General features: G+C 63.1%; 7 protein-coding genes. 1 reads left to right on the top strand and 6 read right to left on the bottom strand.

The window, feature by feature from the left end:
- Window positions 1-303: 303 nt before the first annotated feature.
- The 5 genes from KK488_RS21030 to KK488_RS21010 form a co-directional block, all read right to left on the bottom strand.
- Window positions 304-1,227, bottom strand: a complete 924-nt coding sequence (locus tag KK488_RS21030) for an S-4TM family putative pore-forming effector (RefSeq protein WP_214625687.1) — start codon at window positions 1,225-1,227, stop codon at window positions 304-306.
- Window positions 1,228-1,234: 7 nt separating this feature from the next.
- The gene (locus tag KK488_RS21025) at window positions 1,235-2,701 is read right to left on the bottom strand and encodes an SMODS domain-containing nucleotidyltransferase (protein WP_214625686.1); all 1,467 of its coding nucleotides are present in this window, start codon (window positions 2,699-2,701) and stop codon (window positions 1,235-1,237) included.
- 201 nt (window positions 2,702-2,902) lie between these two features.
- Window positions 2,903-3,703: a DUF1883 domain-containing protein gene (locus KK488_RS21020; RefSeq protein ID WP_214625685.1), complete on the bottom strand. Its 801-nt coding sequence runs from the start codon at window positions 3,701-3,703 to the stop codon at window positions 2,903-2,905.
- 13 nt (window positions 3,704-3,716) lie between these two features.
- The gene (locus KK488_RS21015; RefSeq protein ID WP_214625684.1) at window positions 3,717-3,977 is read right to left on the bottom strand and encodes a hypothetical protein; all 261 of its coding nucleotides are present in this window, start codon (window positions 3,975-3,977) and stop codon (window positions 3,717-3,719) included.
- A 53-nt stretch (window positions 3,978-4,030) separates the two neighbouring features.
- On the bottom strand, window positions 4,031-7,366 hold the full coding sequence (locus KK488_RS21010; RefSeq protein ID WP_214625683.1) for a TM0106 family RecB-like putative nuclease: 3,336 nt from the start codon (window positions 7,364-7,366) through the stop codon (window positions 4,031-4,033).
- A gap of 61 nt (window positions 7,367-7,427) precedes the next feature.
- Here KK488_RS21010 and KK488_RS21005 point away from each other — a divergent pair, with 61 nt between their 5' ends.
- Complete coding sequence (locus KK488_RS21005; RefSeq protein ID WP_250890892.1) at window positions 7,428-8,417, top strand: helix-turn-helix transcriptional regulator; 990 nt, start codon at window positions 7,428-7,430, stop codon at window positions 8,415-8,417.
- Between the two features lie 341 nt (window positions 8,418-8,758).
- On the opposite strand, the gene KK488_RS21000 is transcribed toward KK488_RS21005, so the two are convergent.
- Entirely contained in the window at window positions 8,759-11,836 is a 3,078-nt protein-coding gene (locus KK488_RS21000) for an efflux RND transporter permease subunit (RefSeq protein ID WP_214625682.1), read from the bottom strand.
- Window positions 11,837-11,838: the final 2 nt, after the last annotated feature.

Raw genomic sequence — 11,838 nt, 5'->3', positions numbered from 1 at the left:
TTCGCCCGCTCAGCCATGCCAGGACGATCTCGCCCGGATCGTGGAGGATCAAACCTCGTGTCGGACACAGAGACGTCCACCCCATAACGCCCGGCCGCGATCATGAAGGCTCGGACAAGGTGCCTCCCCGGCAGTCCGGTGACCTCGCAGACAACCATTGGCCAGCGGTGGAGGAGATACCAATGTCGAAATCAATTAGACAACGATCCTGACAGTCCGCTCTTGTTTAGCCACAGCCTCAAGCTGCCGCTTGTTTGCAACGCGGCCGAGGGGAAGCAAACTCGGACGATCCGAACCGGACCGCTAGGCTCTCTCGATAGCTTTCTCGACCCAATAAGCAGCGCCCGCCAGCATATCGCGCTCCGCATCCGGGCGCCGGTATCTATAGATTCCGGGAAAAAGCAGCACTGTTGTGGCCCGTCGTTGAAATATAGCGTCCTGAAGCGAGCGGGAACGGACCAGACAATCGTGGTCGGGGCAATTGCCTGCAATCACGGCCTCGATAAGCTTCTCGGCCTCCTGGACGACAGGCTCATTGGCCTTCACCGCATCGGCCTGACGGAAACGTTCGCGCAAGCCCCAGATCAGGAACGGTGCCATCGGCACCACGGCGGAGAGCACGAAGTCGGCAAAGGTCGCCTGGCTCGCCATACCCAAAGAGACAATGATGACCGTCACGCCAACCATGAGACTGTCGAGCCAAATCCGGTAAAGGCGTCTTAAGTCGCTGTCATAGGTGACATTGGTCCGCTGGCAGATTGCCCGCGCAAGGCCCATGGGCACCTTGTCGACATCGAGCGCATACCAATTCTCGATCGAATGCTTGGTGCGAAGTCCCTCCCAACCCCGGACTGCACGGTCAGTCTCCTCAGGCGTCGGGCGCATGCCGGCGACAAGGCCATGCCATGCGAGCTTCAATAGCTGGATATCGAACAATTCGCTCGAGCGGGCAGCCGTTTTGAGCGTAGTCTTATAAGCGCGGTCAACGAGCGTTACATCGAGAAGGGTGAGGCAGACTGCAAGAAAGGCGATGAAGGGCTTCGCTTCTGGCACCGCTAGGCCGAGCGTGACCGCCAGGATGGGCGCCGCCAGGACAAGCGCGATCTGCGCCAGCTGCCAACGGACAGCGACGGCCCACCGCCACTGCCTCGCCTTGAGCAGTCGCTGACAGGCGTCCCCATTCTGCCGAACGGCGATGTCGGACAGTTCTGAGCCGTCTGCCGTCATGACCAAGTCACCGGATTACGACGTGGAAGGGCGCGCTTTGCCCCACCAGGCGTCCATCGGCGCGACGTACAATGAACGCCTCGGTCAGATGTACGCCGCGATATTCGAGCTCCTCCCATCGCTTTGTTCCTTCCTGCGGCGTTTCGAAGCCGCCCCGCCCCTTGCGAAGCGCGATGGCGACGGCGCCGGTGTTGGTGATCCTGTATCGCACATAGAAGCCCTCCGGCAGAGGCATGCCTTCATTGACGGTGACGTCGAACCAGAGGCCGCCGGTCGGCGCTAGTTCCTCGAAGTCCTCAATCTCGCGTCCAACCGGGGCGTTGCGGGTTGCCCGCCAGATGGCGTGCACCCGAACTTGGTCCGAGACGATGTCCGCGCTCGGCCATATAGGTTTCGTCATATGATTCGGTCGGTCGAAGCTGGGCTTCCAGAGCCAGCGACCAACGCGCCCGACTAAGTCAACGATGCGGTCATCATGGGCTGCATCGCTCTTCACAATGCCGGCAAGAAGCAGATTTTCGTCTTCGTCAAACTCCTGCTCTTCGGCCATCAGCACCTTGGAGAGGACTGTCACGCTCTTCGCAAACTTGTCGCCAAACACCTCCCGCCAGGCGGTTATACTGTCGTAGCGCCCGGACTGGGCGTAGGCTGCGTCGATCTTGCCCCGTGCCTCATGGATGGTATCTCGCAGACTGGCATAGCCCTCTTGGCTTAGCGACGACGCCAAATCCTCGCTGGTCAGTTCGGGATTAGCCACCTTGGGTTTGGTCTCTCGCGCCTGCATCCAGTCATCGAGCCGGCCGATGATCGTCTTCAAGGTCGTCGGCACATCCTTGAAGGCATCCGAGCCCTTGTCAGACCAGGCGATGCGCTCACCGATCAGGGTAGTCAGGAGTACCGAAGGACATTCGAAATCCTCACGGATGTCCCGCAGATATTTGATGAGACGCGTAACTTTCCGGAAGGAATTGGAACCTGAAAAGCCGTTCTGCGCGTTGAACCAGTTGGTATAGGCGACAGGCTCGGTGCGCTCGAACGTATCGCTGGTCTGGTTACAGACTTCGAGCTGTCCATCGACTTTACGCCCCCGGACACAAGGCGCCACGTCGATCTTGCGGTCGCCCGCATAAGTAATAGTGACGCAATAGTCCCAGAGCTCGACCTTGTCCTTGTAGACCCCAGATTCTTTGAAAATCTCGCCCAGACTGGTGATGTATTGAGCGGCAGTCCATCCCTCGACAGGTTCAACGATTACGAGCAGATCGGCATCAAATTCTTTTCCCTCGACGGGGCGGATGATCGTCTTGTGCGCCCAAGATCCCTGCTCGACATGTTTCCAGACACGCGGCTCCCAATTGGAGTCCTTGATGAAGGTCTTGATAGACTCGACGCTTGCCTCGAGATTGTCGATGCGGGTCTGATTCAGATTGACTGTGTCACGAAGAAAGTCAGCGAAGTGGCTTATGAGCTTCATGTTTCCCTCGACGCGGCGCTTCTTTGAGTCGGCTAACTTGCCGGCAAATAATGATCCGGTTATGCGGCCTTTGCACTTACGAAAACGCGACCAGATTGATGATCATCTATTCAGCCATCAGCCGCTCAGCTTCCCGCGCACAGCCGTTCCACTCGTCCTCGACCTGCTTTTTCATCTCGAGCCCTTCCGAAAACATCCTCTTCACGCGGCCTTCGGCAAGCACACCACCTCGGCGATTTCGCGGGCGATCTCTTCGACGGTATGCGTGCTGGTGCTTCGCGCGAGCCGGTCGGCGAGCGAGGGCGAATACCCAATCACCTCACTCTTCGATACGTTGTGCCAGACGGGCAGCAGGATCTGATCACCAGAAACCGCCCGCGTCACAAGGCCGTCCAATTCGTACTCGGGCCATCCCTTGCCGAAGAAAGCCTGAGACAGCACGACCACCCCAAAGCGGCTGCTGCCCAGACCCCGATCGATCTTCCGTCGGAGACTGTCGCCGATCCGGAGTTCAAACTCATCGTACCAAACGGACAGGCCAGCCTCGCGCAGCGCGTTCGCCAACGGCCGCACCACGTCATCCTTGTCCTCCGAGGCGTGCGAAATGAAGACATCGAAAACCCGACCGTCAGGGGCTTCCGCCGTGGGAGCAAGGTCGTGGTCGATGTCCCGCACGAGGGTAGGCACACTTCGAAGGGGCGCCTCATTGATCGTCGGCAGCGGCCGGAGCGCCTCACCCCTGACGACCTGGACGCCCGACCGGACCGTGCCGCGCAGGCCTTGCATGTCCACTGTAACATGCCAGTTGCCTGAATGCGGAACCTGCAGTCGGACTGGAGAACTCCTGGCGAGACCCCCGATATATCGGTGCTGACGCCCCGACTTGTAGCTGCTCAAGTTCGAGCCATCCATCAGACGGACGTTCGCGGCGCTCCCGCTCAAGGTCACCACGACCATGCTCCCCCGATCAAGGTGCCCCAGATTGTAGTGGGTGAAGTTCATCGTATCCTCCTGCCTAGGCCGCCAATCGCTCGATCATGCCCATCTGGGACGATGCATTCGTCTCGAAGAACAGCACCTCGTCCTTCGTCAGGCGGATCATCTGCCGCGCCTGGAGGAGGAAGCGTTCGCCAGCTCGGACCAGCCAAAGCGGCTGGTCGGCCGACCGGTTCGCCTTGGCGAGCAGCGCTGCAGAGTCGATGAGGTCCGTGTCGATCGCGAGCAGCTGCCCGTCCACGTCGATGATATGGCGAAAGCCAATGTCCCAGAGTGCCATTTTCCTGCGTCTCCTGCGTGTTTCGATAGCAGCACATTCGCACGCGGGGGGCGTCAGAAGCTGTCACCCCCATATTCACGCAGCAGGCATAGCGCGTTTACCAGCGCCATCTCCTCGATCGTCCGGCACGGCGTCTCGAGGAGCGCCGGGCTAGCGAAGACCATCGCCGCGACTTGCGCCCGCGACACAGCGACGTTGATGCGATTGAGGGAGAACAGGAACGCGATGTCCCTCGGCAGCTCCTCCCCGCTCGAGGTCGTCATCGAGACGAGGCACACTGGCGCCTCCTGTCCCTGGAAGCGGTCGACGGTGCCAACGCGGACGGTACCAGGCAGCCTCGCGCGCAATGCGTTCACCTGCGCATTGTAGGGCGCAACGACCAGAATGTCGGCAGGGCCAACGACGCGCTCCCGACCATCGCGGTCGCGGTAGGTCGATCCCTCTACCTCGGCGATCCGCGCCGCGACGGCGTCGATTTCCTCGGGGCTGACCTGAGAACGACCGAAGTGAACCACGGCGCGCATGCCAGTTCCGACCAGATCTTCACCGGTACGGGAGACCAGCGTTTGGCCGCCCGCTGCCTCGTCGCTCCCGAGCCTGCCCTCGTAGACAGCCGTCGAGATGAAACCGCAGACGCGCGGGTGCATGCGTCGGCTCACGGGCATGAACACACCACGATCCGACGGAACGACACGATGACCATCGATGAGGTATTCCAGGCAGGAGCGGCCGCTGTCGCCGGGGTGGCTGCCCTGCGACGGTTGCGGCAGCTGCATGGGATCGCCGACGAGCACGATGTTGCGGGCGCAGCGCGCCATGGCAAGGATGTTGGCGATCGAAACCTGCCCGGCCTCATCGACGAAAAGATAGTCGTAGGCGGCGCCGGTATATCGAGCGAAGTGCCACGCGGTCGCGCCGACGACGTCTGCCGTCACAATCTCAGGGGCGTCGTTGTCGCTGACGAAGACGATGCCGGGATGCGCCTCGTCGTCACCATCGTCGGACGCCTTCTGGACGATGCTGCACCGGACACCCTCGGCGCGGGCGCGATCGGCCACCGCCTCTAGCAGGTTGCCTATGGCCTTGTGGCTGTTCGACGAGACCGCGACGCGCTTGCCGTCGCGGACGAGATTCACGATCGAGAGGGCGCTGACGTATGTTTTGCCTGTTCCCGGCGGTCCCTGGATGGCGAGCGTTGTGCCGGCCATCGCCGAGATCGCGCGACTCGTCTCCGCTGGCAGGTCACCGTCGGCCGGGATGATACCGGCGGGGCGCAGACCGTCGGTGAACATCGGCGGAGACTGTGCCAGCAGGTGTTCGACCGCCGGGAGCCGGCCTGTGTTGGCGATGATCTCCTCGGTGACCGCGGCGACCGCATCCTTGAGGACGCTGTTGCGCAGCGGCTGCGGCGGCAGAAGATCGAGCCGATCCGGCAGCTCCCCCTTCGCCGTCGAACGCCTCAGCACGAGTGTGTTTGTATCATGGTCGATCGACCGGAGATTGACGTCCTCGGGCATCGCCGCCGGCTTCACGCACGGCGCCTTTCCTGCGCGCAGCTTCGTCTCCTGCGCAGGGAAGCGGTAGGTCCGCTCGAACGACTTGGCGGTGACCTTCACTGGCTCGCCGACAGCCTCAAGACCCTGGATGCACTCGAGGTCGTCGAGCAGTTCCTCGCTCTCCTGCGCGAGGCGATCGAAGATCGCCCACCACGTCGGCTTGTCCTCGCGTTTATGGAACTGGCTGAGGTCGAGCAGCAGGTCTGCGACCCGTTCGCCGATGCGCTCGCGGACTGGCTGCAGCCGCGCGCGGAGCGCCGCCACCTCCTCGTGCTCCGCATCCACGTTGGACAAGGCCCCACCCTCGGGCACTGTGCCGAGCATCGGCCACGGCATCGCCGCGGGGCGCACGTCGCGGACGAGCCAGTCGCGCAGCAGCTGGGTCGATACGCAGTCGGTGCGGTTGTAGTCTTGGATCTCGTCGAGCAGGCGCTGCTCCTGCGTCTGCCGCCACTCCTCGTAGAATACGACGCTGGCGCCGGCGGTCGCGACGTCTGCGGCGCGCTTCTCCATGTAGAAGGCCTCAAGGTCCTTGATCGAGTAACCTTTCTCCGACGCGACCATCGCGCCCGACACAACCTTGAACAGGTCGATGAAGCGCCGCTCGCGTTGGAGCTGATCCATTGCCGCTTCGCCGGTCCGGTGCTGCGAGGTAAGCCGGCGGAGCGCGGCGATCTCGTAGTTTGCATAGTGGTAGATATGCGCTTTGGGGAAGCGACGCATGCGCTCGACGAAGAACGCCAGCAGGTCGGCTACGGCGCGGCCTTCGTCCTCCCGGGTGTGCGCCCAGAACGCGCGGAACTCCCACTCGCCATTCTCGCGGAACCACACGCCGTGGAGATATTCCAACCCGCCCGGGAAGTAGGGGTCGCCCTCGATGTCGTAGAAGACATCGCCGTCATCGGGTGCTGGCAGCAGGCCGAAGCCCTTGCCGGGCTCGGCATCGCGCAACTCGAACGAGGGTGGCCCTCCGGCGCGGCGAGCTGACTGCAGCCGCGCTTGCGCGACGAGCTTGCGCTGGGTCTCGGCCGCCATCTTCGGAATGCGATCAGCACGCGCAGCGAGACTCGCCATCGTGTCGATTCCTGCAGCCTCCAGCTTCTGGAGCTGCGACCGGCTGATGCCGGCGATAAGCGCGAGGCTGTCCTCGGCCTCCCAGCGCTCTTCGCACCGGTCGCTCCAGCGGCAGAGCGCGCATGCGGATACGGGTTCGGGGCGGGTCTCAGGCCGCTCGACGAGGAAAGCCTCGAGCATCCGGCGCGCGTGGCACGCATAGGACGAGACATCCGACAGCCGCACGGTAAAGCGGCTACCGTCGCCGAGTTGCAGGTGGGCAGCGTCGGGCGACACGCCCTGCACCTTCGCAAGCAGGTCGCTGTAGAGGCAGAGCTGCAGAACGTGCTTCGGATCGGGCTTGCGCTTCAGCTTGGTGTCAACGACCTCGTAGGACCACGCGCCGAGCTCGGACGGCCGTTCGACGCGCTCAAGGAAGTCGCTGTAGCCGCCCCACGCGCCATCTAGTAGCGCGCCCTGGAAGATCACATCGGGTCCGTCCAGCATTGCCTCGAGCGTAAGGCGGACGGACTCCTCCAGCGACAGGCCGTCCTTCGGGATCTCGATGACCCTGCGGCCATCGGCCTTCAGCTGGTCCAGGAAGCCAAGCTCATGCTCGTCACCCTGCCGCTGCAGCAGTTCGGCTTCGGCACCGTCCTCGCTCGGCGACAGGTCGCCGATCTCGATTAGCCGCAGGTCCAGCGTGGTCGCGTGACGACAACCCTTGAATCGCATTAAATCAGAGGCCGAAAGCCTCAACGCTCCATCGATCCTGCGCATACGCATTCCCCTTTCCTGCGATATAGCACATAAGGGTGACAAAAGCTGTCAGGGTGATTCTATGTCGTTCGCGAAGGGTCAGGAACTGCTCAAGCTCGCAATGATGGCGACGAGCCGGAGCGGCGTGTCGCTCGAGGAAATCGTCGATGAGTGGGGCTGCTCGCACCGCACAGCGCAACGGATGACCGACGCGCTGCAGGCAGCGTTCCCGCAAACCGATACCGAGGACGGCGACGACCGCAAGCGTCGCTGGCGTATTCACGCAAAGGTTATCGCGCCGCTCCTGACGCCCTCGGCGGAGGAGCTGGCCGCACTCGCGACCGCGATCACCGAACTCGAGGCCGACCAGATGACGGCGGAGGCGGCGACGCTACGCCAGCTCCAGTCCAAGGTGCGGGCGCTCCTCCCGCCCGGTGCCGGGACGCGGCTCGCGGTCGACGAGGAAGCGCTCCTCGAGGCGCTCGGCCACGCCGCCCGACCCGGTCCGCAGCCCGTCATGAACAGCGAGGTCAACGCCGCGATCTCGGAGGCACTGAAGGGGCCGTTCCTGCTACGGATCGCCTACCGCCGGCGCACGCAGGACAAGCCGAGCGAACGCGTGGTCGCACCGCACGGCCTGCTGCTCGGCGTCCGGCGCTATCTCGTCGCACGCGACACGGCGAAAAAGGCTGGACGTCTCCAGCACTACCGCGTGGAGGAGATTTATTCAGCCGAAGTGCTCGACGAAAGCTTCGACATCGATCCGGGCTTCAGCCTCAGCGCCCATGCCGAGAAGGGCTTTGGCTCGTACGAGAGTGAGGCGCAGCACGGAGAGGTGGTGTGGCGCTTTTCCCCTGACGCTGCCGACCACGCCCGCCGGTTTGTGTTCCATCCGACTCAAACAGTTGAAGAGGAAAAGAACGGATCGCTGCTCGTAAGGTTCAGGGCGTCCGGGTATCTCGAGATGTGCTGGCACCTCTACACGTGGGGCAAATCAGTTGAGGTGCTGCAGCCAGCAGCGCTGCGAGAGATGATCAATGGCCATCAGCGCGAGTTCGAGGCGCTCCCTTAAGTCCCATGGTCCGGTCGCTCGCTACCGTACGGCAACTCGATGAACGAAGGGCAGGTTTTAGAGAGCCGTTTCGAACGGTCGATTGTCTGCAATGTTGGCGGAGTAGGACTTCCCCGAAACGTCTGGGCTGGCTGTCGACGAACTCATCGCGACGTAGCGGTGACAGGCTGTAGCCTAAGATTATCAAATATATCGGCAGCTACGGGACCGTGTCCGTCGGCGTCTCAATGCCTTCGACGCATCGCGACAAGTGGTCAATATCAAACTCAGGGGCGCCCGGCGCTTTGGTATCCCGGCGGCAGTATTAGATGTCCCGTCAGACTCGGCCTGCCGCACCAACTTTAGTCGTGGGAATTGCGAAACCGCCAGCGCAAAGTCAGCGCGGGAAGCAAGAGCAGTGTCAGAACGAGCGAGCTGACGAGACCGCCTAGAATGACCATGGCCATGGGACCTTGGACTTCCCGTCCGGCTTGTCCCGATTCTAATGCCAGCGGCGCGAGGCCAAAGGCCGTCACCAAAGCCGTCATCATGATGGGTGCCACGCGCTCGCGCGTCGCGCGCAGCACCGTATCCCGCGACCAGTTCGCACCCTCCTCGCGAACGAGATGGTCCGCATGAGAAATGAGCAGGATCGAATTGCGCGCGGAGATGCCAAACAGCGTCACGAATCCGACCAACGCGCCGAGCGACAGGATCCCACCACCAAACCAAACCGCAATCACGCCGCCTGCCAAGGCCAAGGGCATACCGGCAATGATGAGCAACGCAGGCCGCACGCCGCCAAATGCCAGGATCAGCAGGGCAATGATGGCGATCGCTGCAAGCGCCACATTGCCTGCGAGCTGACGCGCAGCCGCACCCTGTCCCTCAGCCTGGCCACCCCATGAGAGATAAACGCCGCCTGGCAGATGTATATTGGCGGCGATACGCTGCTTGGCCTGAGTCACAAAGCCCGAAACATCGCTGCCGGTCACGTTGGCGGTGACGACCTGCCGGCGTTGCCCGGCGTCATGGGCGATGGCCGCACGGCCTTCTTCAAGCGCGATTGTCGAAATGTCCGCAAGGCGAACGGCCTGTCCATTGGTGCCGCGTACGAGCATTTCGCCGACGGCCTCAGGATCCTGACGAAACTCAGGGGGCACGACGACAGCGGCGCCAACAGTGCGGTCAGCGAGGCTGAGCTGCCCGGCCGGGACACCTTCGAACACGGCGTCGATTGCTTCACCGGCATTGGCGGGATCAACGCCGTGAAGCGCCATACGCTCGGGATCGAGCGCGATGCGCAATATGGGCGTCCCCGGCTGCATCTGAACCTGCACGTCCGCCGCGTTCGGTGTGGCTTTGAGCTGGGCCGCGACCTGATTGGCGACGCGGTCGAGGGTATCGAGATCGCCACCCTGCACACTGACGACAACCGCCGATGTCTCGCCAGACAACGACTCGCCGATACGATCGCCAAGGAATGTCGTGACCTCGCTCTGCAGCGCCGGCGTGCCCTCGAGCACAGCGCGAATTTTCTCCTGCGCTGCATCTTCGCCCGCGCCGCCCACCGCCCTCAGGCGCACATGGAATTCGCCGACATTGGGCTCCCATGTGTCCTCACCGGCCTCGGCACGACCCATCTGCTCCTCGATGCTGAGCACCTCGGGAATCGCGAGTAGCTGTTTGGAGATTCGCTGCCCCGTGCGCCGCATCCAATCGAAGGAAGCGCCGACTGGGCCGTGAACACCGACGACATAGTGCCGCTCGCGGAACGATGGCAGCAACTCGCTACCGAACGTCGCCGCACCCAGCACGGCAACGAGACCAATCGTCCCCACGCCAATTGCGATGGCGCCAGGCCGGCCGAAAAGCATCTCGGCAATCGCCTGATGGCGATCCTTGAACCGACCGAGCAGCGCGGGCTCGTCGTGCGGTTTGGATCGACCGAGCAGCAACAAGGCCAACGCAGGCGTCACCGTCATGGCGACGATCAGCGAGGCCAACACGGCGAGCAGGAACGACAGAGCCAGCGGGGCGAAGAAGGCGCCCTGCAGGCCGGTCAGGAACAGGATGGGCATGATGGTGAGCGCGAGGACGAATGTCGCGTAGACGACGGGACCGCGCACCTCGATCGACGCATGCTCGATGATCGCCCGGCGATCGTCGGTCTCTTCCACGCCGCGCAAGCGCCGGACGATATTCTCGATGTCGACGATAGCATCGTCGATCACGACGCCAAGCGCCACGGCAAGGCCACCCAGCGTCATGGTGTTGATGGTCTGCCCAGCCAGATGGAGTACGGTCAGCGCGGCCAGAAGCGAGAGCGGGATGGACAGGAACGTGATCGCCGCCACCCGCAGGTCGCGCATGAAGAGCAACAAGACGACAGCGATCATCGCCGCGCCGATCAAGAGATCGCGCTGGATTCCGGATAGCGCTGTCTCGATGAAATTGGCCGGACGATGCATCGCCGGATAGACGGTGACACCCTTCGCTTTGAGGGCCGGCACGATTTCGGTCAGCCCCGCCTCGACCGCCTTGGTGGCATCCAGCGTGTTGGCGCCATATTGGCTCGACAGCGTCAGCAGGACGCCGGGCTTGCCCATGACAAGCGCGTCACCAAAGGCCGGCATCGGCGCCTCGACGACATCGGCAACGTCGCCAATGTGCAGGCCGCCGCCACCGGACCCCGAAGCCAGCACGGTGCGCGCGATTGCCTGCGTCGAGAGGCTGCCGCTGTCCGGCTCGATCAGGATGCGCTGGTTGGGCGTGTCCGCGAAGCCGCCGCCGTTGATCTGCAGGATGTGCTGCGTCGCGGTCGCGACATCGGCGAGCGATAGGTCATGCGCCAGGAGGTCGGCGGGACGGACACGCACTTCGATCCGTCGCTGCTGGCCGCCATAGACATTGGCCCGCGCCACACCTCGCGCCGCGAGCAGCCGCGGCCGCACGGTCCATTGGACGAGGTCGCGCAATTCCATCGGGCTCATCTTGTCACTGACGAAGCCGATCTTGAGGAGGTCCATGGTCGAAGAGGTCAGTGGGGTGATGACTGGCGGCCCAACCCCTGAGGGGAGCTGAGACGAAGCATCAGCCAGGGCCTCCGACACCTGCTGGCGGGCGCGATAAGGGTCGCTGCCTTCCTTGAAGGTTATGCTGATGACCGAGAGACCCTGGATCGATTCCGAGCGTACGGACTCAACGCCATTGGCGCCGTTGATGATGGATTCGAGCGGCCGGGTGACGAGCGCCTCGACCTGTTCGGCGACATAACCGCGCGCTTCGGTCTGAACCGTGGCTTGCGGCGGCACGAATTCGGGAAACACGTCGTACGCCGCTGAACGCACGACCTGGACGCCGAAGACCAGCAACAGGGCCGCCAGCAGCATGACGAGCCAGGGAAAACGAAGCGAATGTCGGACGATGAAAGTCAGCATGG

Origin of the sequence: Sphingobium nicotianae, assembly GCF_018603885.1 — a bacterium.
Classification (GTDB): domain Bacteria; phylum Pseudomonadota; class Alphaproteobacteria; order Sphingomonadales; family Sphingomonadaceae; genus Sphingobium; species Sphingobium nicotianae.
Note: the sequence above shows the minus strand (reverse complement) of the source record. Positions and strands in the feature narration are given on the sequence as shown.

Coding starts and splice junctions, on each gene's coding strand:
- KK488_RS21030 (WP_214625687.1), bottom strand. CDS start 1,227: ATGACGGCAGACGGCTCAGAACTGTCCGACATCGCCGTTCGGCAGAAT.
- KK488_RS21025 (WP_214625686.1), bottom strand. CDS start 2,701: ATGAAGCTCATAAGCCACTTCGCTGACTTTCTTCGTGACACAGTCAAT.
- KK488_RS21020 (WP_214625685.1), bottom strand. CDS start 3,703: ATGAACTTCACCCACTACAATCTGGGGCACCTTGATCGGGGGAGCATG.
- KK488_RS21015 (WP_214625684.1), bottom strand. CDS start 3,977: ATGGCACTCTGGGACATTGGCTTTCGCCATATCATCGACGTGGACGGG.
- KK488_RS21010 (WP_214625683.1), bottom strand. CDS start 7,366: ATGCGCAGGATCGATGGAGCGTTGAGGCTTTCGGCCTCTGATTTAATG.
- KK488_RS21005 (WP_250890892.1), top strand. CDS start 7,428: ATGTCGTTCGCGAAGGGTCAGGAACTGCTCAAGCTCGCAATGATGGCG.
- KK488_RS21000 (WP_214625682.1), bottom strand. CDS start 11,836: ATGCTGACTTTCATCGTCCGACATTCGCTTCGTTTTCCCTGGCTCGTC.